Source organism: Pseudoalteromonas sp. R86517 (assembly GCF_042466295.1).
In the GTDB taxonomy this organism is placed as follows: domain Bacteria; phylum Pseudomonadota; class Gammaproteobacteria; order Enterobacterales; family Alteromonadaceae; genus Pseudoalteromonas; species Pseudoalteromonas atlantica.
In genome coordinates, this window is sequence record NZ_JAXHCB010000001.1 from 798,130 (window position 1) to 823,936 (window position 25,807).

Sequence of the window (25,807 nt, forward strand, 5' to 3'; positions counted from 1 at the left end):
TTATAACGAACATCAATTTGCCGCTTTAGCAGTTAATATCGCTATTGTAACAAAGCACAGACGCCCAGCCTAGTGCTTTAAAGCGATTTATAAAAAAGACTGTGGCATAATTGCGCTAACTAAAGGTTTTTAAGTAGGTTTAAGGTGTCAAAAGGATTATTTCGCTCCGGTATGATTGTAAGTTGTATGACAATGATATCGCGTATTTTAGGGTTAGTACGAGACGCTGTCGTTGCAAACTTATTAGGTGCTAGTGCAGCTGCTGATGTTTTTTTGTTTGCTAACCGTATTCCCAATTTTTTACGCCGTCTATTTGCAGAGGGGGCCTTTGCCCAGGCATTTGTGCCTGTACTTAGTGAAATTAAAGAACACCATGGCGATGATAAAGTTAAGTTATTTGTAGCACAGGCTGCCGGTACGCTGGGCACTATTTTGCTTTGCGTGACTATTTTTGGCGTTATTGCCTCGCCTGTTATTGCCGCGTTATTTGGTACTGGCTGGTTTATAGATTGGTGGCAAGGTGGCCCTAATGCAGAAAAGTTTGTGCTGGCAAGCTCCTTATTAAAGTTAACTTTTCCGTATTTGTTATTTGTTAGTTTGGTAGCACTTAGCGGTGCAGTAATGAATGTGTATAACCGTTTTGCAGTGGCTGCTTTTACGCCCGTATTACTTAATGTTTCAATTATTACCTGCGCCATTTTATTGCACGACAAATTTAGCGTGGGGGCGTATGCGTTAGCTATTGGTGTATTTGTGGGCGGGGTGGTGCAATTGTTGTTTCAGTTACCATTTTTATACCGAGCAAAAATGCTGGCTCGTCCTCGCTGGGCGTGGCAAGACGAGAACGTTAAAAAAGTGCGTAAGCTTATGCTACCGGCATTATTTGGTGTTTCAATAAGCCAAATTAACCTCCTGCTCGACACCATGATTGCCTCGCTATTAATGACGGGCTCTATCGCATGGCTTTATTACTCAGATAGGTTAATTGAGTTTCCACTTGGTTTATTTGGTATTGGTATTGCCACTGTTATTTTACCCGCACTTTCTAAATTGCATAGCAGTAAAAAGCTCAGTGATTTTCAGCATACGTTAGATTGGGGTGTGCGTTTTGTGATTTTTTTAGGCATACCCGCCATGGTTGGTTTAATGATTATAAGCCCGCTTATCATTACTGTGCTATTTGATCACGGTGCATTTAAAGACGCTGATGTTGATCATGTTAAAGCGGTAAGCTTAGGGGTGGTTGCCTACTCGGTAGGGTTAGTTAGCTTTATGCTTATTAAAGTATTAGCGCCGGGTTTTTACTCGCGTCAAGATACCAAAACACCTGTGCGTATTGGTATTATTACGCTGGTGCTTAATATGGTATTTAATATTATGTTAGCCCCGTTTATAGGATATTTAGGGCTTGCTTTAGCAACGTCTATGTCGGCCAGCTGCAATGCTTTTTTACTTTACAGGCAACTTAAAAAAGAAAACGTGTATCAGTTTTCTGCAATGAGCCTGCGCTTTAGCGTAAAGTGCATTGTGGCAAGCTTGGTAATGGGCGCTTTAACGTGGTACGTCAGCAGCCGTTATTATTGGGCTACATGGCATTTTTCTGAGCAAGTAATGTTGTTAATTGTATTGCTAGTAATTGCTGCAATAAGTTACTTTGCGGTGCTGTTTTTACTTGGTGTAAGACTAAATACGATAAAAAGTGTAGCAACTACTGAATCAAACTAAAAAAAAGATTATAATCGGCAGCCCTGTGGTTTTGAACGATTTTAAAGTCGTTAATAATACTCGCTGAAAAAGGCATTAGGTGGCATGGAGTTAATTAGAGGTATACACAATATTCGAGCGCAGCATTATGGTTGTGTGTTGACTATTGGTAATTTTGACGGTGTGCATTTAGGCCATGGCGAAGTGTTAAAAGGGCTGTTAGCGGATGCCAAAGCACATAACTTACCCAGTACTGTGATGTTATTTGAGCCGCAGCCGCAAGAGTTTTTTGCTAAAAACAATGCGCCAGCTCGACTTACTCGGTTACGCGACAAACTCAGATTACTAAGTAACTTAGGTATTGAGCGGGTTATTTGTATTAGCTTTAACCAACAATTTGCCAATATGCACGCTGAGCAATTTGTTAGTGATATTTTAATTAAAAAGCTAGGCGTTAAAGCACTCACAGTAGGTGATGATTTTAAATTTGGTAAACAGCGCCAAGGGAATTTTAATTTACTGCTCAGTATGGGCAAACAAGCGGGCATGGATGTAAAAAGCACCGCGAGTTTTCGCCAATTAAATGCTAGAGTAAGCAGCACACTAATACGTGAAGCATTAGCCGCAGGCGACTTAGAAAATGCTAAGTTAATGCTAGGGCATAATTATGCTATTTCAGGGCGTGTAATACATGGTTGGAAAAGAGGGCGAGAGCTTGGTTTTCGAACTGCAAATATAGCGCTTAAACGCCAAGTTTGCCCTGTAAATGGGGTGTTTGCCGTAAAAGCAAACATTGCCGGGAAACACGTTTATGGGGTAGCCAATATTGGTAACAAGCCCACTTTTAATGGAACTCGTGCTTTGTTAGAAGTTCATCTTTTTGACTTTGCACAAGATATATATGGACAGTTTATGCACGTGGAGTTAATAAAAAAACTTCGCGATGAGAAAAAATTCGAGACATTAACACAGTTAACGGCACAAATTGCAACCGATGTTGCCGCCGCAAAACAGTGTTTTGGTTTAAATTAGGTAGCCGATAGATACGGAAAGTAGGATTAATGAGCGACTACAAACATACTTTGAATTTACCGGAAACACAGTTTCCAATGCGTGGCAATTTGGCACAACGTGAACCAAAAATGCTTAAAGCATGGTATGAAGACGACCTGTACGGTCAAATTCGCAGCGCTAAAAAAGGTAAAAAGACCTTTATTTTGCATGACGGCCCTCCGTATGCAAACGGCGATATCCATTTAGGCCACTCAGTAAATAAAATTTTAAAAGACATAATTGTTAAGTCTAAAACTTTATCTGACTTTGATGCACCTTATGTGCCTGGTTGGGACTGTCATGGTTTGCCAATTGAGTTAATGGTTGAGAAAAAAGTAGGCAAGCCAGGCGTTAAAGTAACCGCGAGCGAGTTTCGTGAAAAATGCCGTGCTTACGCTAAAAAGCAAGTTGAAGGTCAAAAAGTAGACTTTAAACGTTTAGGTGTGTTTGGCGATTGGGACAAACCTTACTTAACAATGAACTATGACTTTGAAGCAAACGCTATTCGCGTGCTTGGTCGTATTATTAAAAATGGCCACCTTCATAAAGGTGCAAAGCCTGTGCATTGGTGTACAGACTGTGGCTCTGCATTAGCAGAGGCAGAAGTAGAGTACCAAGATAAGCAATCTCCAGCGATTGACGTACGTTTTACATTTGCAGATCAAGACGCGGTTGTTAATGCCTTTGATTTAGCCGATGGCCATAAAGGCCAAGGCAGTGTAGGTACTGTTATTTGGACTACAACACCGTGGACCTTACCCGCTAACCGTGCGGTAGCAGTGCATGCAGATTTAGAGTACGCCTTAGTACAAGTAGATGATGAAGGCTCACAGCAACGTTTAATTTTAGGCTCAGAGCTTGTTAAAGATGCAATGGATCGTTATGGCTTTAATCATTTCCACGTACTAGGTTATGTTAAAGGTGCAGCACTTGAACACTTACACGTTGCTCACCCATTTTACGATTTTGATGTACCGGTAATTGTAGCAGACCACGTAACTACTGACTCAGGTACGGGTGTGGTACATACCGCGCCAGGCCATGGTCAAGAAGATTTCGCGGCAGGCTTAAATTACAATCTTGAAGTAGCAAACCCTGTGGGCGCGAATGGCGTTTACCTGCCTGATACAGAATTATTTGCTGGTCAGCATGTATTTAAAGCAAATGCCAGTGTAATTGACGTACTAACAGAGCGCGGTGCTTTAATGCATCATCATGCGCTTACGCATAGCTACCCGCATTGTTGGCGCCACAAAACGCCTATTATTTTCCGTGCTACACCGCAGTGGTTTGTAAGCATGGATCAGGCTAACTTACGTCAAGACTCGTTAAGCGAAATTAAAAACACCCAATGGTTGCCAGAGTGGGGCGAAAGCCGCATTGCGAACATGGTTGAAGGTCGCCCAGATTGGTGTATTTCACGCCAACGTACTTGGGGTGTGCCAATTGCTTTATTTGTTGATAAAGACACTGGTGCTTTACACCCAAATACGCAAGCGCTTATTGAGCAAGCTGCAGAGCTGGTAGAAAAATCAGGCATTCAAGCATGGTATGACCTAGAGCCTGCCACCTTGTTAGGCGAAGAAGATGCCAAGCAATACATGAAAGTACAAGATACGTTAGATGTATGGTTTGATTCGGGCGTAACACATGCGTGTGTTGTTGATGCACGTGAAGAGTTAGTTGGCCCAGCAGATTTATATCTAGAAGGTTCTGATCAGCACCGAGGTTGGTTTATGTCATCAATGATGACCTCAGTTGCTATTAACGGTCACGCACCTTACAAGCAAGTACTAACGCACGGCTTTACCGTAGATGAAAACGGCCGCAAAATGTCAAAATCGTTAGGCAACGTTATTTCACCACAAAACGTGATGAATAAACTTGGCGCTGACATTTTACGTTTATGGGTAGCTTCTACCGATTACACCGCCGAAATGACGGTATCGGATGAAATATTTAAACGCTCTGCAGATCGTTACCGCCGTATTCGTAACACTAGCCGTTACTTGTTAGCTAACTTAAGTGGTTTTGATCCAAAAACAGACCAAGTTGCTGTTGATGATATGGTTGAGCTTGATAAGTGGATTGTTGGCCGTGCAGCCCAATTACAAGAAGAAATTTTAGCAGCTTACGATAGCTACCAAATGCTATTAGTAACGCAAAAGCTAATGAACTTCTGTACAGGTGAGCTTGGTTCGTTCTACTTAGATGTAATTAAAGATCGCCAGTACACAGCAAAAAGCGACAGTCATGCACGTCGTTCTTGTCAAACTGCGCTTTATCATATTGCTGAAGCAATGACTCGTTGGATGGCGCCAATTATGAGTTTTACAGCTCAAGAAATTTGGGAAGCACTACCGGGCGAGCGTAGCGATTACGTATTTACATCGGTATGGTACGACGGTTTACATGCACCGACAAACAGCCAATTTAGCAACGATGACTGGCAAGCGATTCTAAATGTACGTGACGAAGTAAACCGCGTACTAGAAGCAGCCCGAAAAGAAGAAGTGATTGGTGCAACATTACAAGCAAGCGTTAACTTATACGCCGAAAAAGCACTGGCTGATAAGTTAGCAGCATTAGGTGATGAACTACGTTTTGTATTACTAACGTCTGCGGTCACTGTATCTGCAGTAGATAGCCAGCCAAGTGATACACAAACAACCGAAATTGAAGGTTTGTACATTAGCGTAGCAGCCACAGATGCAACTAAATGTGAGCGTTGTTGGCATTACAGCGATGATGTAGGCTCAGAGCCTGCACACCCTGAAATTTGTGGTCGTTGTGTAAGCAATGTTGACGGCGAAGGTGAAAAGCGTCAATTCGCTTAGGAGCTTTACTCAGTGAGCAAACTAGCCCAAAAAAGTGGTTTAGTGTGGCTTTGGTTAAGTCTATTACTGCTTGTAATAGACTTTGCCACTAAAACACTTGTTGTAAATACCATGGCTTATCAAGAGTCGATTAATTTACTGCCTGTTTTTAGTATTACCTACGTACATAACTATGGAGCGGCCTACAGCTTTTTAAGTGAAGCAGGTGGCTGGCAACGTTGGTTTTTAAGTTTTATTGCCATTGCTATTAGTGCGCTATTAGTGTGGTGGTTAAAGCGTTTACCAGCGACAAATAAAATATTATGTAGTGCTTATGCGTTAGTGCTTGCTGGCGCTATTGGTAATTTATATGACCGTGTTGCTTATGGTTATGTAATTGACTTTATACATGTGTTTTATAAAAACTCGCATTTTCCAGTATTTAATATTGCCGACTGTGCAATTTGTATTGGTGCCGCATTATTATTATTTGATGCCTTTACAGGCGAAAGTCCGAAGGAGCATAAAGCATGAGCCAAGCTGTAATTGGTGAAAACTCAGAGGTTATTTTTCACTTTTCTATTAAACTAGAAGATGGCTCTGCCGCAGACTCAACCAAGGTGCATAATAAACCAGCCAAGTTAACGATGGGTGATGGCAGCTTAACGGCTAATTTTGAAAAGTGCTTACTAGGTTTAAGTGCAGGCGAAAGCAAAACGTTTGAGTTAGAACCAGAAGACGCCTTTGGCCAACCTAATCCAGATAATATTTACTATGTAGAACGCAGTAAATTTGGTGCAGAAACGCCAGCTAAAGTCGGCGCAATTATAGCCTTTACTCAGCCTGATGGTACTGAGCTGCCAGGACTGGTACGCGAAGTACAAGGTGAGTCGGTTACTATAGATTTTAATCATCCGTTAGCAGGTCAACGTTTAACGTTTGAAGTAGATATTATTGAGGTGCAAGGCTAATGGATATTTTATTAGCGAACCCGCGAGGCTTTTGTGCAGGGGTAGACCGTGCAATTAGCATAGTAGAGCGCGCTTTAGATATTTTTGAAAAGCCAATTTACGTACGCCACGAGGTCGTTCATAACCGCTACGTAGTAGATGGTTTAAAAAACCGTGGTGCCGTATTTGTTGAAGAGCTAGACCAAGTACCTGATGACAGCATTGTTATTTTTAGCGCCCACGGTGTATCGCAAGCAGTACGCTCAGAAGCTAAACGCCGCGATTTAAAAGTGTTTGACGCAACATGCCCATTAGTTACTAAAGTGCATATGGAAGTAACGCGTGCGAGCCGTAAAGGTATTGAGTGTATTTTAATTGGTCACCATGGTCACCCAGAAGTAGAGGGTACTATGGGGCAGTATGACAATAACGACGGTGGTATTTACCTTGTAGAAACCGCAGAAGATGTTGCCAAACTTAACGTTAAAAATGCTGATAACCTATTTTATTGTAGCCAAACAACGCTCTCAGTAGATGACACTGCAGATGTCATTGATGCGCTGCGCGAAAAATTCCCAGCAATTGATGGCCCGCGCAAAGATGACATTTGCTATGCGACACAAAACCGTCAAGATGCTGTGCGTGATTTAGCAGACAAAGTAGATGTGTTATTAGTTGTGGGGGCAAAAAACAGCTCTAACTCTAACCGTTTACGTGAACTTGCAGATAAAATGGGCACAACCGCTTATTTAATCGATGATGCAACCAATGTTGAAGCACAGTGGTTTGGCGAAACTAACGCTGTGGGAGTAACTGCGGGGGCTTCTGCGCCAGAAGTGCTTGTACAACAAGTTATTGCACGCTTAAAAGAGCTTGGCGGCAAGCAGGTAGTTGAAAACCCAGGTGAAGAAGAGAATATCGTATTTGCCGTTCCTGTTGAGCTGCGTTAATCTATATAAATTAATTATTTAGATTACAAGGAGAGCCGTTATGAGCAAGTTGCCGCAAGGTGAAACATTGCTTTTTTCGGCTCTTTTTAATGAGCGCGGGGTACTTGCCACGCTTATTGTTACCCAAGTTGTTGCTACCATCTTAGCGTTTGCTCCTTTTGTTGAAGGGGATAGCTGGCAGAGCCTTGGCGTAATTAGTTTATTTTCTCATATGACCGTTTTGGTCAGTATTTCTGCTTTATACTCTTTTCGGGGTGTTTTACAAAAAAAGCCGCAAACCACCCAACTTTTTGCTTTTTTCATTTCCTTTTTAGTCAGTACCGCTTTATTTAGTGTGCTGTGTGCCCGCTATTTTTTAGATATTACAAATAATGAAACGAGTATTTATTTTGTATTACGAAACTGCTTAATTGTTTTTTTGATCACGGCTTTATTTGTACAGTTTTTACTGATTTATTTTGAAAAAGAGCAGCAAACAAAAGCGCTCTCGCGCGCAGAGCTTGATGCTTTGCAAGCCAGAATTCGCCCTCATTTTTTGTACAATAGCCTTAATACCGCCGCCGAGCTAACACATCATGATGCCGATGCTGCAGAGCAAGCAATACTTGCGCTTGCGGCGTTGTCGCAAGCGGCTATGCGCTCGGGACAGCGCGTTTCTCTCGAAGATGAGCTGACCTTATCAAAACAATATGTTGCGCTGGAAACCTGGCGCTTTGGCAGTCGTTTAAAGCTTAATTGGCAAGTGCCTGCTGATTTACCAGATATTAGTATTCCGTGCTTAACCCTTCAGCCGTTAATAGAAAATGCGGTGTGTCATGGGGTAGAGCCCAGTGAAACAGGGGCCGTTATTAGTGTCGAGCTACACGTAACAACAGGGTATTTAACATTGATTGTTTCTAACCCTATCACTCATAATGAGGCGTTAAAAAGACCAAATAACGGCATGGCACTTGAAAATATTCGCCAGCGATTGTTTATATATTACAAAGAAAAAGCACAACTAGCGATCACACAAAAAGAGGATGTATTTAGAGTAAAAGTGGTGATCCCTAAGCAGTTTGAGAACCCCCAATGAATGTTGTAATTATTGATGATGAACCGCTAGCTCGCGCTAGAATAAAGCGGCTACTGCAGCACAACGAGCATATTTTAGTTAAAGGCGAAGGTGATAACGGCGCGCAGGGGCTTGCCATTATCAAGCAGATTCATCCCGATTTGGTTTTTTTAGATATAGATATGCCGGGTATTAATGGTCTAAAGGTAGCGCAGCAACTCAATACACTGAGCGTGCCACCTGCAATAGTATTTGTAACGGCTTACCCCGAGTATGCACTTGATGCGCTACAGCTCAGTGCCGCAGGATACTTAGTAAAACCAGTTACTGAACAAGCATTAAATAAAGTGTTAGTGCAAGTAGGGCGTTTAAATAAAGCGCAAATGCAAAAGCAGCAATCTACAAAAATTAGTTATCAGCTTGGTGGCACAATAAAAAGTATTGAACTTGATCAAGTGTATTACTTTAATGCCCAAGAAAAATACACCAATATGGTATTTAAAGAAGGCGAGGCCCTAATTGAACAAAGCTTAAAACAACTTGAGCAACGCTTCCCAACGCAATTATTACGTATTCACAGAAACACGCTCATAAACAAACAAAAGCTTGTTGCCTTGCATACTCAAAGCCCTGGTGTACATAGCGTAGAACTAGCCGGATGTAAGGAGCAATTAAGCGTAAGTAGGCGAGAGCTAAAAACAGTAAAAAATGCGCTAAGTTAGAGCCTGTTATGTTTTAGGTTGAATTTTTAGTAGGTTGCTTGGCTTTTTAAGTAAGGCAGAGGCCGCTATTGAGCCCACTAAATTAGCAGCATTGCGCTGGAGTTAAATCGCCTCCAGATAGAGTAACTTTAATCCTCAAAGCTCAATTGGTTTGATGCTGTTAACCGTTTATCAACAAATTTAACCGCTTGTCCTAGTATATATTGCATCTACATTTTCAATGCATAAACTTATAATCAGATAAAATTTATTTGGTTTTTACTATGCATTCACCTCACAAAAAACCTCAAAAAGGCTTTACCTTAATTGAAGTGCTGATTGCGTTTATTATTTTAAGCTTTGGCTTATTAGGCGCTGTTGCACTGCAAGCAAAAGCTAAGCAGGCAAGCTTTGACTCTATGCAGCGCGCAGCCGCGGTAGCGTTAGGAAATGATATTATTCAGCGCATTAGAGCAAATGATACCGCACAGCTAGTTGCTTTATATACGCAAACTTTTACCAGTAAAACATCAACGTCTACCTCTACGGCTTGTTTTAGTGGGTCATGCACTGCAGCGCAAGTTGCAGCCCTTGATTTACAGCAATGGAAACGCGCCATTCGTGCACGCGAAAATACCGGCTCTCTCGATGATGCCACTGTATGTATAAACCCTACGGCTGCAGCAGGTACGGGTGGGCGTGGGTTTAATATTGAAGTAATAGTGTCTTGGCAAGGCCGCCAAGAGTTTAATGCCAATGATGAAACCAAAGCGCTAAAATGCGGTACTGACGATAAAAAACGCCGTTTGGTTGCATTAAATAGCTATATATACCTAAGGAGCTAACATGAGAGAAAAAGGTTTTACACTAATAGAAATGATGATTTCATTATTTATTGGTGGGCTCATTTTAGGTGGGGTGATGTTTACCTATATTGGCATGAAAGTAACCACAAAAGACACAATGACAATAGGCGAGTTACAAGAGTCAGGCCGCTTAGCCATTAATATTATGCAGCGTGATATAGAGCAGGTAGGCTTTTGGGGAACTTATTATGATGATTCGTTTACTGCAGCAAACACACAAACGTTAGCTAACCCTGGTGGTGATTGCTTCGAAGGGCTTAATAACGGCAGCTTTCCAGATTTAGCATCCTCTAGCAATTTCAGAACTATTTATGCAAAAGAGGCCAGTTCAACAAGTGAGCTTAACTGTATAAGTAAGCCAATTGCAGGAACTGACATTTTACAAATCAAGTTTTTACAAGGTGAGCAGCTCACGGTAGATGGCGCCACTAATGAAACACAAGCGGATGAAAACTATTTTATAGCTGAGCAAGAAAGCGCAGAATTTACCCGAGGCGTTGTAGCTGCGGGTAGTTTAAACGTTAATGCCACGGTGTGGCCTTATAGCCATCATGTTTATTACCTCGCAGAGCAAACTTATACGGTAAATAATAAAAGCCTTACAGTACCAGCATTAATGCGTAAACGCTTAAATGGCGCCAACATGAAGGCCGAAACCATAATGGAGGGCGTTGAAAACATGCGCTTTGTATTTGGTTTAGATACAGACAGTGATAGCCGTGTTGATTCGTACCGAAGCATTGAGGACATGCAGCACTCTGACTGGGAAAACCGCAAAAGTATTCTAACAGTGCAGGTTTTTTTATTAGTTAGAGCATTGCAGCCAGATCCGGGTCTTAAAATAAAAAATCAAACATATATTTTAGGTGAAGATGAAGACTCCCGAGAGCTCACTTTTACCGATACTTACAGAAGAACAGTATTTACCACCACAATTCGTTTAAATAACGTGGGAGCAAATTTATGGCGTATCTAAGTAAACACGCAAATAAACAACAAGGTGTTGTGCTTATTACAGCCCTTATTATGGTTATTGCTGTAACGGGAATTGCCGTTACATTAATGAGCAGCAGTAGTGTAGATATAAAAATTACCAATGCAGCTCAAGAGCGAGAAGTCGCTGAAAATGAGCTTATTGGAGAAGTACAGCGAATGATTTCTGATGAGGCAAGCAAAGGTGCTGCTAATCAGTTTTTTTTAACGCCAGATGAAGTATCAACTCATGCAGGCGCAGATGATGAAGGGATGGTAATAGCCACGCACGACGATATGCAAAGCAAAATGGTAAACCTAAATCAGGGGGCGCTTGATTTAGAATGCCCACGCCGATTTAATTTTACTGCCGGTATATCGTGTAACATGTTGCAAGTTTCTACCACTATTCAATATGGCTCTAAAGCAAAGCACGAACTTACAATTGTAACAGGTGTAGCTCAAGAAATGGCCAGTATAAGTAAGGGGATTTAGAATGAAATTTAATCTTAATAAGCCATTGGTCTCTTTACTTGGTTTAGCACTGAGCGCCTCAGCAGTTGCTGAAGATATAGAGCTTTATGTCAATCATGATTTAGATTTAGATGAGAAACCAAGGGTTTTACTCATATTTGATACATCAGGCAGTATGGCGTTTTCATCCTCTAATGGTAATAACTGTGGTTTTAATAACTTTTTAGGCTTATATAACTTATGTATAGATAGCCGTCTTGCTGCTGCGCAATTTGCCATGAATAAAGTGGTATCAGATAACGAAGACTCTATTGATTTTGGTTTGATGCGATTTAAAAGTGATTCTGAGGGCGGCTATGTTGTGAATGGTGTAGGCAGTGATGCTGCAGTAGTGCGCAGCTCCATCGCAGCTCTCCCAGCCAATGGTGGCACACCACTGACAGAGACACTTTGGGAAGCATATTTATATATTACTGGGCAGAAGCTTGAATATGGTGAAGACGCTTCAACTGTAGAGCGTGATACAAATGTAGAGTTACGTACAGGTAGCCAATGGACAGATGTTGAGTGTGATTGGGTTTGGAATCGCCGTCGAGGTTGGGTGTATGAATGTGAAAATATAGTGAGAGATAATTACGAGTATACTTATATATCGCCCTTTGCGGACAGTGAAGCTGAAGCGGCTCGTTGTGATAATTCAATCAACATTATTTATATGACTGATGGCGACCCTTCTAATGATAACGGCAGCGATAGTGATATTAGTGATGAACACGAAAAGTACTTTGGAGAGCCATTAAACTGGAATACCGATAGTTATTACAGTAACTACTTACACCAAATGGCTAAAATTATTCATGGTACAAGTGATGTTACCGTTGATTTATACCCTGCCACTGCCGATATCCACGAAACAGGCCGCTTATACACTATAGGTTTTGGTTCAGGTATGAGTGCAAGCGGGCAAGAACTTTTAAGACGTGCTGCCTTATTGGGTGGCGGTGAAAACTTACCAGCAAGCACCCCAGATGAGCTTTCTAACTCGTTAAATAGTGCTATTTCTCGTATTCGTGAAGTAAACGATAGCTTCTCTTCGCCTTCGGTAGCAAGTAACAACGTAGACCAAACACGTAGCCGTGATGCCATTTACTTTGCCATGTTTTACCCAGAAACAAACACCCGATGGGGTGGGAATTTAAAAAAATTAAAAGTATCAGGCAGCGAAATAGTTGACTCTGCAGATAATACAGCGCTTGATTCTGATGGTTTAATCGACACCGATGCTAAAACATTTTGGTTGCCAGATGGCCAGTCTGCCGATGGTAACTTAGTTGCACAAGGGGGTGTAAACTATCATTTAGCTACACTTACGGGGACTCCAGCTGAAGAAAGACGCAACCTCTATACAGATAAGCAAGGCGATATAGTTGAGTTTACTACTAATATTGTGAGCGATATTTTAGATTTAGTCACCAATAACCCGATTAGCCTAGCTAGTTCAGATATAAAATGGGCAATGGGGATAGATGTTGACGATGAAGACAACGATGGCTCAAACACCGATCAACGCAGCGATATTTTTGGCGACCCTTTACATTCTAAGCCAGTGGCAATCGACTATGGCAATGACGACATACGCATATTGATTGGTACTAATGCCGGCTTTTTACATATGTTTAAAGACGATGATACCAATAACCAAGTGACCGAAAGCTGGGCGTTCATTCCCTCTGATCTTTACGATATTATTCAGCCTTTACGCAATGAAGACACCGGTAAACTCTACGGGATGGACGGCCCAATCAGTGTTTACTTTAGTGATAAAAGCTTAAATGACGAAGGCATTAACGATGGTATTGTTGATGCAAGCGATGGTGACGACGTGTGGGCATTTGCAGGTATGCGCCGTGGTGGAAAAAACTATTACGCCTTTGATATTACTAACCCCGATCAGCCTAAAAAACTATGGGATAACCCTATAGAAGGCGGTACTGGCGATTTTAAAGAGCTAGCTCAAACGTGGTCAAAACCCCAAATAGCGTACATAAAAGCATTTGGTGATAAGCCATTACTCGTCTTTGGAGCAGGGTACGATACAAATAAAGATGCCGTGGTAAGAAGTGAAGACTCGGTTGGTCGCGGTATTTATATAGTAGAAGCTGAAACAGGTAAAAAAGTGTGGGCTTTAACGCCAAACGAAAATGGATTTAAAGGCAAGCACTCGATTGCAGCAAATGTTTCTACGCTTGATTCAGATTACGATGGTTACATTGACAGAATTTATGCTGCCGATACCGGGGGCGATATTTGGCGTATAGACATGCCAGGCACAAGCACCAGTAATTTTACGCACTTTAAACTTGCAGAGCTTGGTAGCAGTTTAGCAAGCCAAGACCGTCGCTTTTTTTACCAGCCGTTGGTGGCACGTACACTTTATAGCAAAGTAAGTGAAACAACGATTAATGGTGAAACAGTGATTACACGTTTAGACACGCCGTATGACGCTATTGTAATAGGCAGCGGAAATCGCTCAAAACCAACAGGTACAAATGAAGACGATCAGCTGTTTATGATAAGAGATGAAAATACAGTAACTCAGTCATTCACTAGCGCCCCTACAGCGATTAAACCAGCAGATTTAATGCTAATGAACAGCGACCCGTTTGGTAATGCACTTGATGATGTAGATGAGTTTGTTGATTTAGAAGTCGATTTAGCTAAATTTAAAGGCTGGCGCTATGAATTAGGCACAGGCGAAAAATCTTTAGCAGCAGCCACAGTGGTGGGCGGTGTCGCTTACTATACAAGCTTTACTCCATCATCAGAAACCTCTACAGAGAACCAATGTTCGTTAAGTGGCGGTGGCGGCTCGTTGTATGCGTTTCATTTACATTATGGCACCAAGGTATATGACGACTTAAAGTTTACCACTAGCTATGATGTACCTGATACACCACAATTGTACTTTGGTGAAGGCCCCTCTTGTGCCGATGGAAATGGCGACGGCTTTTGTGATGATAACCCAACCATTGAAGTGACCGAAGAAAGCCAATTTTACCTAATTGGGCCGGGAATAAAAGGCGAAGATGCACAAAACCCAATGAAGCCAGTAGAAATAATGGGCCCAGGCTTAACGGTTGTAGATGGTACCGTACAATTAGTGAATGACGATGATAGTGTAGGGTTTGGCTTTAAAACCCAACAAACCTATATTTATAAACGTGAAGAAAATGATGAAATTGATGATTAAGGAATATTAATGAATAAACAAGCACGCGGATTCACGTTGATAGAGTTAATGATAGCCGTAGCTATTGTAGGTATTTTAGCCTCAATAGCACTGCCTAATTATACTGAGTATGTAAAACGCTCTTCTCGAGCCGAGGCCGCAGCGGCGCTTTTAGACGCTGCAAACAAACAAGAGCAGTACTTCGTAGATAATCGTGAGTACACAGAGACATTCTCAGACTTAGGTATACAAGAGACCACAGAAAACGGCCATTTTGAGCTGTCGATTGATGTGGATGATGACGATAATACGTTTACAATTACTGCAAAACCTATTGCGGGTGCTGTAAAAGGCGACGGTGACTGCACGCAAATTACAATTACTGACACAGGCTATAAAGGCGCAAAAGGCAGTAAAGGTAATTCAGATGTTGAGTATTGCTGGGGACGTTAACTTAATCGGGTTAACTAGTCGCTCTGACATTTGTCGGTTGATTTAATTCGTATACGGCCTGTTTGACTGACAGATAAAGCCAGCCCCTCAAGGTTGGCTTTATCTTTATTTGGGCAATATATAAATGTTCCATTTTGAAAACCATTTAAAGAGCCATCGGGCCGAAAGGTAATTGCACTTCGGGGGTATTGCATAGAATCTGCATCATGGATTTTTTCAAATGTGCTTATTAATAAGTCGTCGGTGTCTAATGACGTAGACTTGTCGTTATCAATAAACAGCGACATTTGCCCATCCCACTCATCTTTAGTGCATTGATTATCTTTTAAAGCACACAAAGTAACATAAGTGCCATTTTCAATGGCGTAAAGGCGGCCATAATTAATGTTTCTGTGCAGCAAACTTACATGATTATCGGCTCGGTTTTTCGCTAAAAAGTCAGGAAAAACCGATAGAGAAATTTGGCTAACAATACTCACAATAGCAATAGATGCCATTAATTCTAAAAGCGTATAGCCAGCCTGAGTTTGGGTAGATAACCTCATCCCTGAAGCCCTGAGTCAAAAAATGTATTAGCTCAGTGTAGTAAATGATAAAAATATGACAACTTAAATTGTATGTTTTTTAAACGCATTTAAGTGCGCTGTCACCGGCATAAAAAGCAGTACCTGATTGAGATAAAGTAAGCGCTTTATTATTTTCAGTGCCACCATTGGGGCAAAAAACAAAGTCACCTGGGTTTGTGGTAATTCGTCCACTGGTATTAAAACGCAAGCGACGCTCATTTCCTGTAAAGGTTAACTTGTCGTTATCTGATATTTCTTCCATGACTCTCAGCAGTGTATCGGAAGCGCCATTATAGTGCCCATCGTTATCTACATCGATAAATACAACTATAATTTTATTCTCATCCCACTTTTTGTTGCAGTTGAAAGTGTCTCTGCTGTTTTTAATCTTACCTTGGCCAGTAGGGCACAAAACAACAATTTCATCTGTACTGGCAGCTTGTGAGCGAGCAAAGCTAATATTGCGTTTTAGCTCAAGCAAGAAATTCTCAGCGCGGTTCTCCTCAAGCATATCGCTACTGTCCCAAAGAGCTATTGAGGCGATAATACCTACTATGGCTAATGCCACCATGAGCTCTAATAAAGTTAAACCGGTTTGGAATTTTTTCATATTATTTATACCTACTACATTTGTTATTATTATAGCTAGTTGAGAAAGATTTATAATTCAGACTTATAAGTAATTATACCACGCTTGGTTGTTTTATCATCGAATTCAATTGCTTTGTTTGCTATGAACTCCATGATTGTCTAAAATCGAGGCAACTAAAGCTTTAATAAGTAGTGAGCATGAAAAAAATAGAAGCAATCATCAAACCGTTTAAGTTAGACGACGTACGCGAAGCCCTATCAGATGTAGGTATTACGGGTATGACTGTAAGTGAAGTAAAAGGTTTTGGTCGTCAAAAAGGTCACACAGAACTTTACCGTGGTGCTGAGTACATGGTGGATTTTTTACCTAAGGTAAAACTTGATATTGTGCTAACCGATGAAGATGTTGAACGCGCTATAGAAGTAATAGTAAAAACAGCGCAAACAGGCAAAATTGGTGATGGTAAAATATTTGTCACAGATGTTGAGCGTGTAGTTCGTATACGCACCGCAGAAGAAGACGAAGAAGCGATTTAATTATAGTAATAAGCGCATAAATAAAAAGGCTGCAAATAATGTTATTTGCAGCCTTTTTTTGTAAATACTATTTAATACCAATCAGCAATAATAATTAAGTATTTTAAGGGGCTAAGCCCCACGCTAAGTGCGTTAAAAATGCTTGTTAAGCACACCTAAGTAGCAATTTTTACTTACTAAACGATGTTTTTACCTCAAAGCAAATTACTTAATTAAATGAATTAGTATCAATAATATTACTGTTTTTCAGCATGTTCTTCACGCGCTTCTTCAATTTCTTCAGCGATTTCTTGCGCTTTTTGCTTTGTTTTTTCGGTTAATTCACCGGCTGCTTCTTTGCTTTTTATCCATGCATCAACGGCAATCTCTTTGCCATCGTCGTACATGTCTAAGCCCATTACTTTACTTTGTTCAAGCAACTCATTTAATGACTCATCATTTTTAAGCTCTGTGGCTTTATCTTTTACATCGTTCCATGTGTCACCAAGCTGCTCTTGCATTTGCGCGCTTTTATCTTTTGCATCTTCTTGTACTTCCTGAGCATCTTCACAGCCCGTTAGTGTAATTAAAGTGCCTAATAAAGCTAAACCTGCTAATTTGTTCATGTGCTATCTCTCCTTAGAGACAAATAATTAATTCCACTTAATAATAGAACAGCGAAGATGAACATACCTGTAACAACACGCTTAAATTTCAAATTAATGAATGAACACGATTGGCCGCTGCTGCATGAACTAGATCAAGACCCCGCGGTAATGAAATACATAAACCGAGGAACGCCTTCGACATTAAAACAAATTAAAGAAATAGGGATCCCCAGAATGCTTGCCTATAAAAATGCAAACAAAGGCTGGGGGCTGTGGAAAATCACCCTTAAAAAAGAGGACTCTTTTATAGGGTGGGTGCTGATTAGGCCTATGCACTTTTTTACTCAAACTCCCGATTTTACAAATATTGAAATAGGGTGGCGCTTTAAGCAATCTAGTTGGGGACAGGGTTATGCAACGGAAGCGGCTAGTGCATTATGTAACGCCTTAAAAATGCAGCCAGAGATAAAAACACTATCAGCAATGGCACTGGCCGATAATAAAGCTTCAATTAGCGTCATGCAAAAGCTGGGGTTTACCTGGGTCAAAAACTATATACACACTGATGAACAAGGCGATTTGGATGCCGTTTTATACGCAAAGGCGTTATAGCATACAAAAAATTACTTGTATAAACATTGACCTAACATTCTATGGTATGCATAAATGAGCCAAGCGAGATTCAAATAATAAAGTAAGGATGTTTTATGGGGTTATTTTTTCGACCAAGCCGGCTCATTGTTAAGAGTGTGTTGATTGCACAATTTTGTATATTTAGCGTGCAGGCAGAGCAAGTTACTAAAAGCGCTGTCGCAATGCCTGACTCGTTTAGTGCAGATACAGCACAAGCTATTTTAGAGCAAGGTGGAAATGCCGTTGATGCGGCTATTGCTGCGCAATTTGTATTAGCGGTAACGCTTCCCGAAGCCGGAAATATTGGCGGGGGAGGCTTTATGCTTATACAAAAAGAGGGGAAAGGCGACTTTATAGATTATCGGGAAACGGCTCCCCAAGCAGCGCACAGAGATATGTATTTAGATGCCAAGGGCGATGTAATTAAAAACAAGTCAATTTATGGTATTCACGCAAGTGGTGTACCAGGGAGCGTAGCCGGTATGTGGCTGGCGCATCAAAAACACGGCACCTTAAAATGGCAAACATTAGTACAGCCTGCGGTTACCTTAGCAGAGCAAGGCTTTAAAGTGCCGCCCAAATTGGCTCAGGGGGTCGCACAATACATTGCTCATTTAGACAAACAAAATATAAATGTAAATTTTAAACACTATTTTGCAGATATAAAAGCAAATCGGGTTTTTAAACAGCCTGAGCTAGCCGCTACTTTAAAGCGCATAAGAGATAACGGTCAAGACGGGTTTTATAAAGGCGAAACGGCCCGCATTATTGCCAACTTTATGCACCAGCACGGTGGCATTATTAACCAAACTGATTTGGCTAATTACACGGCTGTGTCGCGCACGCCGATTAAAGCTAACTGGAACGGTTATGAAGTATTAACCTCTCCACCGCCAAGCTCTGGCGGAATTGCTATTTTGCAGTGGCTAAAAATGTTTGAGCTTAAAAAAAGTGAAATGGGGCTGGTACATAACTCTACTCAATACGTACATTTACTTGCTGAAATAGGTAAACGTGTGTTTGCCGATAGAGCAGAGTACTTGGGCGATCCGGACTTTTTTGATGTACCAGTGACTGAGCTTACTCATATTGATTACCTAAAAGCGCGCAGTAAAGATATTTCTTTAACAGCTATTTCAACGACCGAAAACATTAAACCAGGCCTCAAAGAAAGTGAGCAAACCACGCATTTTTCTATTATTGATAAAATGGGTAATGCGGTGGCCAATACCACAACGATTAATTTAAGCTTTGGTAGTGGCGTTGTGGTTGAAGGGGCAGGCTTTATATTAAATGACGAAATGGACGACTTTAGCGCTAAACCTGGGGTAATGAACGCCTTTGGTGCGCTCGGCGGTAAAGCCAATGAAATTCAGCCACAAAAGCGTATGCTTAGCTCAATGTCGCCAACCATACTGCTCAAAAACAACAGCGTTAAAATGGTCACAGGCTCGCCTGGGGGCACAACAATTATTAGCTCGGTGTATCAATCTATTTTAAATGCGGTTGAATTTAACATGGGCGCCAACGATATTGTTAATAGCACGCGGTTTCATCATCAGTTATGGCCTAAAAACGTAATCAGAACACACGCAGGGCTCAGTGAAAACACTCAAGCTGAACTTATAAAAATGGGCTACACACTGAATGAGCGCCGTTTTGGCGATTTGCAGGTTATTGTAAATAAAGACGGTGAGTTACAAGCAGCTTCTCAGGCTACAGGCCGTGGTGAGTCTCGGGTATTTTAACATTTTTAACTAACCCCTTTAAGCTAAAGGGGTTAGTTTTGTTATTAACCAATAGCGGGTACTAATCCCAACATTTGCATAAATTGGGCGACAATAATTACAACGCCGCACAGCCCTGCCACCGCTAAACCCATATTACCACTTCGCACTTGGTATCCCGTTTGAGGGCCCGATTTACGCTGCTTATACACCATAGAAACCGGTAAAAATATTGCTAATACCACAAGGGCGATGGCTGCATAGCCTAGCGCCATTATAAATCCCTGAGGGTAAAATAACGCAAACCCTAAAGGGGGAATAAAAGTAATTAGTGCGGTTTTTATTCTTTCTGATTTGGTGTCGCCTTTATTAAATGCATCAGCAAAAAAATCAAATAACCCTAAGCTAACACCTAAAAAAGAGGTGGCCAATGCTAAGTCGGCAAACAGTGTAACAGCGCTTGTTACCTGCGGATTATGCGCAATATTTGCCACACTCTCTACAAAGCCTGTTAAGCCATTACTATTGAGTAAATCACTTTGCTGCATAATCCCTTGGCTAAGCAGTTGCCAAAAAATATAAATCACTAAAGGTAAAGCAGCCCCTGCAATCATTACCTTACGCAATACTTTTGTTTCCAGCCCCACATACTTAACAATTGACGGAATAGAGCCATGAAAACCAAATGAGGTAAAAATAACGGGTAAGGCAGATAAAATCAGCCCTTGCTCAACGGGCATTTCAAGTAAGTGCTTACCTTGTACATAGGGTGTAAGCATATAAAACAAGCTGCCTAGTACTAAAATTTTAATCGTAAATAACACGCGGTTAAGTTTATCTACTTTACTGGTGCCTAAAGTAACCACGCTACCTATTACAATGGCTAAAACAATAGAGGCAATTTGTGGCGCTATGTTTATGCTCAAATCACTACTAATACGCGACTGCAACTGCGCGCCACCCCCGGCTATATAGGCTGCGCACAGGGCGTAAAACAAAAATATCATCGAAAAGTTAGCTACGTACTGGCCGCGCTTTCCTAACCAGCGCTTTGCTAAGGTGTTTAACGTTGCATCTCTAGGGGCGTATTGGTGGAGCTCTAGCATTAATAAAGCGGTGTAGGTCATCAGTAACCAGCTGGCTATTATCAGTGCAAGCGCGGTATTAAATCCAAGCCCTGCAGAGGCTATTGGCAATGCCAGCATACCTGCGCCTATGGTGGTGCCTGCAACAATTAACATGCTGCCTATTGTTTTATTTTTAAGCACTTAACTATCCTAAAATGTGTGAGAGGCACTCAAGATATAACTAGTTACTTAAAACATAAATAGTTTTGTAATAAATGCCGGTAAATAATAATGTAACTATGAATTTACAGCTGTATTTAGACGTTTATATATGTACTGCGTATTACTTTCGCGCGTATAATTTACTTTAATAGGGTTTCTACCTCCTCAGTGCAAAGGAATGGCGTGTGCCAGTTAAATTATCTTATTTACTACTTGTCATTATTTGGTGTACTACGCCTTTAGGTATTGTATGGAGCAGTGAAACTGTAGCACCAACCCTCGCCGTTTTAATGCGCATGATTATAGGCTTATTTGTTGCTGGGTTAATTGTTGCTATAGCCAATATTCGTGTACCTTGGAGCAAAAACGCGTGCACGTTATATGCATACTCCAGTTTGGGTATTTTTGGCGGTATGTCATTAAGTTACATGGCTGCTACCACAGTACCTTCAGGTATTATTTCATTAGTGTTTGGCCTTGCGCCTATTCTCTCTGGCTTTTTAGCACAAAGGTTACTTAATGAGCCTAAATTTAGCCCTATTAAATTAATAGCGCTGAGCTGTGCATTAATAGGCCTTTATTTTGTAAGTTATAACCAGCTACAAGCCTCACAAACTCAGGGCATAGGGCTGATGTATGTGTTATTGGCCGTTACTTTATTTAGTCTCAGTGGGGTGATGATCAAACGTGTAAAAATTGCTATTCATCCGATGGCAACCACTTTTGGAGCGCTGGTTTTTGTTACTCCTTTATTTGGACTGTTGTGGTGGCTGGTAGATGGGCAAATAAGTATGGATTATTGGAGTGCTCGCTCGTTATGGTGTATTGCGTATTTAGGTATTTTTGGCTCGATTGTAGGGGCTTTAGCGTATTTTCATGTATTACAAAAGTTAAACGCCAGTACTGTAGCATTAAGTAGTTTAATTACACCTAGTTTTGCATTAGCGCTAGGCGCATTACTTAATAACGAGCCTTTAAGTCAGGAGCTTATTATAGGAGCCATAATTATATTTTTGAGCCTAACGTTTTTTCAGTTTGGCGATAAGCTCATAAAGCGGCGCAGCGGTAGCTAGCAGTTTAAGGCGGTTACATTTTTGCTATTTGAATAATTAAACGACGGTTTTTATTTCGCCCTAAAATATTTTCGTTAGTATCAACAAAACGTTTTTCACCTAGGCCTGTGGTTTCTACTTTGCCCTCATCAACCCCTAAGCTGATCATATAATCTTTTATAGCTTTAGCACGCTTACGCGATAAATCTAAGTTATTCCAACGGCCACCGTAACTATCGGTATACGAATCAATACTTATAGACTCAATACTGGTATCATTTTTTAAATACTCAGCAATTTTATCTAAGCGCTTTTGCGACTCTTTAGTGAGCTTGCTGCTATTTGATTGGTAGTTCATTACAGTAAATGAAATATCTTCAAAGCTGTATGGTAAAAGCTCATCGCGGCACTGTAAAAACGCCCAGTAGGCTTGCTTAAAATTAACGCTTGAAATACCAACGGCAATTTTGTCGGCACTATTTTGCCAGTCTTGGTAGTAAAAGGTAGGATGAAACCCTTTTTCAAGTTCAGTTAGCATTTCCCATGCGGTTTTATTACCAAGCTCACCATCAAACTTTTTAAGTAACTTCATCGTGGTTATATCACGCGCGGGCAGGCCTGAACGCCATGCTGGTGGCACCGCCTTTAAACCGGCTATATCGTAATTGTCGGGGCGCACAACCATATCTAGATTAAAAGTTAGGTTTTTGTTTTTACTAGCCGATGCCTTAAATATGGCCTCACCGTAGTAGGGCACTTCGTGGTTTAATTGGCACTGTAAGCGCGTTGTTTTTAAAACTTCCCAATTGGAGTTATCTTGATTTGCGCTGTATTGGCGCATAGCCGCTTGCGATGAATAACTCATCAAGGCGGTGCCAAGGCTTACGCTAATAAAAAACAACTTACACTTCATAAAACGCTCCGGTTAATCTACTAAGCCAATATTTTGGCGTACGGCTAAAGTAGGGCTCTATACCAACTTAATTAAAAACATAATCTTCGTATCGTATTAAATAGCCCGCTCACTGCGTTAAACTTACTGATGTAAAACAAAGCTATAAATAATTTTCGCCTTGTTATTGCGCTATTTTCTAGGCGCCATACTAGTATCCGTAATTTAATGCGATGGGAATTAATAACAGCCAATACAATTAGCAGTTATTTAAAAGCAAATAGCATGCCTACAATATATTAATTAAATAATTTATAAAGCCCTAGCCGAGTAGCCCCCAATTTTGACATAATAGTGAGCTTATCCTCATAAACCAAGAAGACTATGGCAAATACTGAGCAAACACTTTTCGCACAACGCTTTCGCGGCTTTTTTCCTGTTGTTATTGATGTAGAAACCGCCGGCTTTAATAAAGAAACCGACGCCTTACTTGAAATTGCCGTATCAATTTTAAAAATGGATGACGAAGGGTTACTCAGCATAGATCATACCGTTCATTTTCATGTAGAGCCTTTTGAAGGCGCTAATATTGAACAAGCCGCAATTGAATTTAACGGCATAGATCCGTTTAGCCCGTTGCGCGGCGCTGTACCAGAAGACGAAGCAATTAAAGAAATTTGTAAAGCAGTACGTAAAGCGCAAAAAGCTGCTGGGTGTCAACGCTCAGTTGTAGTGGCACATAATGCCGCTTTTGATCATGGCTTTTTAAATGCAGCCATTGAGCGTAACAATATTAAGCGTACGCCATTTCATCCATTTGTGAGTTTCGACACAACCTCGCTTGCAGGGTTAGCTTTAGGGCAAACGGTACTAGCTAAAGCATGTAGAGCCGCGGGGATTGAGTTTGATAACAGCCAAGCACACTCGGCACTTTACGATACAGAACGCACAGCAGAACTATATTGTTTAATAGTAAACCGTTGGCAAGAACTAGGGGGCTGGCCACTAGCGCCACTACCTGAAAGTGACGCCCAAGAAACTGAAAACACCGAAGAGGATACTAAAACGACTGAGTGATTTTTCCCTCAGAAAGTTTTACTAAGTGGGGTGGGTAAATACGCGAAAACTGTTTTGTGTCTTTTGCTATTTTAAGCTCCACACCTGGGTGCATTATTTCGTTAATTTTAAGTCGGCTAGTTGCCAATAGCTGAGAAATTTTTTGCTTCACCAATCTTTTTTGACGTTGTACGTGCATAGCGCGGGTTTTTATATGCTGCTCATTAGCGGCAATTTTATCTAGTAGCTGTTGGCGTTGAGCTGCAACTGGAATTTTTATCGCTTTTTCTTTAGCTTGTTTAAGTGCAGATGTTTTACTTGCTAATACTTTTTCAAAATCAATTATTTGAGACTGCTTTGAGCGCAGTTCATGCCAGTTTTGAGCTAAAAACACACGGGTCTTAGTCCCTGCCGGCGCACCTAGCTCACCTGTTTCTATACGCATAGCATCAAGAATATTCCCCCCAATTATTTTGCCGCGAGGGTTACCTGCTTTACCCACACGTATTAAGCGCCTTGCACTTAAATTACAATGCAATGCTTGGCGTTCTATAAATAAATCTTGCGCACTTTTAATATTACAGTACTGGGCATAGCCAATAGAAATAGTTCGCTGGGCAGAAATTTCACACGTAAATGCTTCTTCATTTTCACGCTTACGGCCAATAGCGCCGAGCATAATAGTTACCGCGCTTTGGCTTTCAATCGTGCCTGATTCTACAAACCCTAATACAGTAATATCGCCATTGGCTTTAACCCGCATACCATCTTTTACATCACCAGATATAATTACACTGCCATCAAAATCAACGTGGCCTGTACTTACATCTACATTATGAAAACACAAAACATCGTCAACCCGCATGCCTCTAGGTAAGGCCACAGGGACACCTTTACAATCGGCAATGAGCATGTTTGGGTTATTAGGGTCTATTTTTGTGCCTTCAAAGGGCTGTAATTGATGTTCTTTACCAGGCGTTGCCTTGATCATATCGCCAAAAACCGTATAGCCATCTTCACCTGGAGTAGCTGCTACTCGCTGCATTAAAGGGGTGCCGGGCTTTACCGTAATAATCGCGCCAAGGTCTTTCATATCGACCTTGCCACCTTCTTTTGCTTGGGGGCTAAGTACGCGGTCTTGCGCTGTAGAGCAAAGGCGAACAAACCTCGCATCACTACCTTCTTTAGGGTTTCGGCCATGAGCCACAATAGCGCTGTATGATGTACCTGCAGGGTGAGAAAACTGCTGACCTAAAAACGTATCAAGTGCGCGAGGGCTAATGCCTTTTTTTACACCGGCTTTAACTAAAGCTGCTTGAGCTGCCTCCATTGAGAGTAATGCGCCGCCTTTGGCCGTGGTAAGCGTAGCCTCTGCAACCATGTTTTTTTCATCAACGTTAATAACAATGCTCGCGTCCGTGGCTTTGGCAATTACTAATGATTCTTGCTGATAATTTTTACTCGGTGAAAATAACTTACCAATATTGCCAGAGAGTACTTCAAACTCGCAATAATCTGACTGTTCAAGCAGCTCAATAAGTTGAGCACTCGTTACCGGAAATCCATTATCAATAGGGTGTGCAGATAACGCTAGCTCACCCGTTTGTTCATTAAATAAAAAAACCGACATTTATAAATTCCCTACGTAATATGCC

At 41.2% G+C, this 25,807-nt stretch carries 24 protein-coding genes; 18 read left to right on the forward strand and 6 right to left on the reverse strand.

Annotation, left to right across the window (positions count from 1 at the left end; all coding sequences use genetic code 11):
- Window positions 1-186 precede the first annotated feature (186 nt).
- The 13 genes from murJ (at window position 187) to SJY38_RS03540 (ending at window position 15,222) form a co-directional block, all read left to right on the forward strand.
- The gene (gene murJ, locus SJY38_RS03480) at window positions 187-1,725 is read left to right on the forward strand and encodes a murein biosynthesis integral membrane protein MurJ (protein ID WP_055253146.1); all 1,539 of its coding nucleotides are present in this window, start codon (window positions 187-189) and stop codon (window positions 1,723-1,725) included.
- Between the two features lie 84 nt (window positions 1,726-1,809).
- Window positions 1,810-2,736, forward strand: a complete 927-nt coding sequence (gene ribF, locus SJY38_RS03485) for a bifunctional riboflavin kinase/FAD synthetase (protein ID WP_004588357.1) — start codon at window positions 1,810-1,812, stop codon at window positions 2,734-2,736.
- A gap of 29 nt (window positions 2,737-2,765) precedes the next feature.
- Entirely contained in the window at window positions 2,766-5,594 is a 2,829-nt protein-coding gene (gene ileS, locus SJY38_RS03490; RefSeq protein ID WP_377109289.1) for an isoleucine--tRNA ligase, read from the forward strand.
- A gap of 12 nt (window positions 5,595-5,606) precedes the next feature.
- A complete protein-coding gene (lspA, locus tag SJY38_RS03495) occupies window positions 5,607-6,107 on the forward strand; it encodes a signal peptidase II (RefSeq protein WP_004588359.1) in 501 nt (166 codons plus the stop codon).
- Window positions 6,104-6,544, forward strand: coding sequence for an FKBP-type peptidyl-prolyl cis-trans isomerase (fkpB, locus tag SJY38_RS03500; protein ID WP_004588360.1), 441 nt, complete (start codon window positions 6,104-6,106; stop codon window positions 6,542-6,544). The genes lspA and fkpB overlap by 4 nt, the downstream gene beginning before the upstream one ends.
- The gene (gene ispH / locus SJY38_RS03505) at window positions 6,544-7,473 is read left to right on the forward strand and encodes a 4-hydroxy-3-methylbut-2-enyl diphosphate reductase (RefSeq protein WP_029774112.1); all 930 of its coding nucleotides are present in this window, start codon (window positions 6,544-6,546) and stop codon (window positions 7,471-7,473) included. The genes fkpB and ispH overlap by 1 nt, the downstream gene beginning before the upstream one ends.
- Before the next feature lie 40 nt (window positions 7,474-7,513).
- Window positions 7,514-8,548: a sensor histidine kinase gene (locus tag SJY38_RS03510; protein ID WP_377109290.1), complete on the forward strand. Its 1,035-nt coding sequence runs from the start codon at window positions 7,514-7,516 to the stop codon at window positions 8,546-8,548.
- Window positions 8,545-9,249 (forward strand): LytTR family DNA-binding domain-containing protein, encoded by a 705-nt coding sequence (locus tag SJY38_RS03515; protein WP_286744502.1) that lies wholly within the window; start codon window positions 8,545-8,547, stop codon window positions 9,247-9,249. The genes SJY38_RS03510 and SJY38_RS03515 overlap by 4 nt, the downstream gene beginning before the upstream one ends.
- 263 nt (window positions 9,250-9,512) lie before the next feature.
- Window positions 9,513-10,073, forward strand: a complete 561-nt coding sequence (pilV, locus tag SJY38_RS03520; protein ID WP_024032271.1) for a type IV pilus modification protein PilV — start codon at window positions 9,513-9,515, stop codon at window positions 10,071-10,073.
- Between the two features lies 1 nt (window position 10,074).
- Entirely contained in the window at window positions 10,075-11,070 is a 996-nt protein-coding gene (locus SJY38_RS03525) for a PilW family protein (RefSeq protein WP_029774109.1), read from the forward strand.
- The gene (locus SJY38_RS03530) at window positions 11,058-11,561 is read left to right on the forward strand and encodes a hypothetical protein (protein ID WP_029774108.1); all 504 of its coding nucleotides are present in this window, start codon (window positions 11,058-11,060) and stop codon (window positions 11,559-11,561) included. Before SJY38_RS03525 ends, SJY38_RS03530 begins: the two co-directional genes overlap by 13 nt.
- Window position 11,562: 1 nt before the next feature.
- The gene (locus SJY38_RS03535) at window positions 11,563-14,790 is read left to right on the forward strand and encodes a PilC/PilY family type IV pilus protein (RefSeq protein ID WP_288421662.1); all 3,228 of its coding nucleotides are present in this window, start codon (window positions 11,563-11,565) and stop codon (window positions 14,788-14,790) included.
- A 9-nt stretch (window positions 14,791-14,799) separates the two neighbouring features.
- Window positions 14,800-15,222, forward strand: a complete 423-nt coding sequence (locus SJY38_RS03540; RefSeq protein WP_024032268.1) for a type IV pilin protein — start codon at window positions 14,800-14,802, stop codon at window positions 15,220-15,222.
- A 14-nt stretch (window positions 15,223-15,236) separates the two neighbouring features.
- On the opposite strand, the gene SJY38_RS03545 is transcribed toward SJY38_RS03540, so the two are convergent.
- A complete protein-coding gene (locus SJY38_RS03545) occupies window positions 15,237-15,767 on the reverse strand; it encodes a GspH/FimT family pseudopilin (RefSeq protein ID WP_096041389.1) in 531 nt (176 codons plus the stop codon).
- A gap of 79 nt (window positions 15,768-15,846) precedes the next feature.
- Window positions 15,847-16,398 carry a GspH/FimT family pseudopilin gene (locus SJY38_RS03550; RefSeq protein WP_286744012.1) on the reverse strand — a complete coding sequence of 184 codons (552 nt, stop codon included), beginning with the start codon at window positions 16,396-16,398 and terminating at the stop codon, window positions 15,847-15,849.
- Window positions 16,399-16,577: 179 nt separating this feature from the next.
- Between SJY38_RS03550 and SJY38_RS03555 the strand changes: the two genes are divergently transcribed.
- Window positions 16,578-16,916, forward strand: a complete 339-nt coding sequence (locus SJY38_RS03555) for a P-II family nitrogen regulator (RefSeq protein ID WP_004588371.1) — start codon at window positions 16,578-16,580, stop codon at window positions 16,914-16,916.
- A gap of 236 nt (window positions 16,917-17,152) precedes the next feature.
- Here the strand turns inward: SJY38_RS03555 and SJY38_RS03560 are convergent, their stop codons facing one another.
- Complete coding sequence (locus SJY38_RS03560; RefSeq protein ID WP_054983039.1) at window positions 17,153-17,521, reverse strand: hypothetical protein; 369 nt, start codon at window positions 17,519-17,521, stop codon at window positions 17,153-17,155.
- 57 nt (window positions 17,522-17,578) lie between these two features.
- Between SJY38_RS03560 and SJY38_RS03565 the strand changes: the two genes are divergently transcribed.
- Together SJY38_RS03565 and ggt are read left to right on the forward strand one after the other, a co-directional pair.
- Window positions 17,579-18,115 (forward strand): GNAT family N-acetyltransferase, encoded by a 537-nt coding sequence (locus SJY38_RS03565; RefSeq protein WP_377109291.1) that lies wholly within the window; start codon window positions 17,579-17,581, stop codon window positions 18,113-18,115.
- 95 nt (window positions 18,116-18,210) lie between these two features.
- Window positions 18,211-19,884: a gamma-glutamyltransferase gene (ggt, locus tag SJY38_RS03570; RefSeq protein ID WP_286744020.1), complete on the forward strand. Its 1,674-nt coding sequence runs from the start codon at window positions 18,211-18,213 to the stop codon at window positions 19,882-19,884.
- A 44-nt stretch (window positions 19,885-19,928) separates the two neighbouring features.
- Here ggt and SJY38_RS03575 read toward each other — a convergent pair whose 3' ends face one another.
- The gene (locus SJY38_RS03575) at window positions 19,929-21,131 is read right to left on the reverse strand and encodes an aromatic amino acid transport family protein (RefSeq protein ID WP_096041392.1); all 1,203 of its coding nucleotides are present in this window, start codon (window positions 21,129-21,131) and stop codon (window positions 19,929-19,931) included.
- 206 nt (window positions 21,132-21,337) lie between these two features.
- Here SJY38_RS03575 and SJY38_RS03580 point away from each other — a divergent pair, with 206 nt between their 5' ends.
- Complete coding sequence (locus tag SJY38_RS03580) at window positions 21,338-22,225, forward strand: DMT family transporter (protein WP_377109292.1); 888 nt, start codon at window positions 21,338-21,340, stop codon at window positions 22,223-22,225.
- Between the two features lie 13 nt (window positions 22,226-22,238).
- Here SJY38_RS03580 and SJY38_RS03585 read toward each other — a convergent pair whose 3' ends face one another.
- Window positions 22,239-23,117 carry an OmpA family protein gene (locus SJY38_RS03585; RefSeq protein WP_286744628.1) on the reverse strand — a complete coding sequence of 293 codons (879 nt, stop codon included), beginning with the start codon at window positions 23,115-23,117 and terminating at the stop codon, window positions 22,239-22,241.
- Between the two features lie 363 nt (window positions 23,118-23,480).
- On the opposite strand from SJY38_RS03585, the gene rnt reads away from it, so the two are divergent.
- Window positions 23,481-24,173 (forward strand): ribonuclease T, encoded by a 693-nt coding sequence (gene rnt, locus SJY38_RS03590; RefSeq protein WP_029774102.1) that lies wholly within the window; start codon window positions 23,481-23,483, stop codon window positions 24,171-24,173.
- On the opposite strand, the gene SJY38_RS03595 is transcribed toward rnt, so the two are convergent.
- Window positions 24,157-25,782: a DUF342 domain-containing protein gene (locus SJY38_RS03595; RefSeq protein ID WP_054983045.1), complete on the reverse strand. Its 1,626-nt coding sequence runs from the start codon at window positions 25,780-25,782 to the stop codon at window positions 24,157-24,159. The genes rnt and SJY38_RS03595 overlap by 17 nt on opposite strands.
- Window positions 25,783-25,807: the final 25 nt, after the last annotated feature.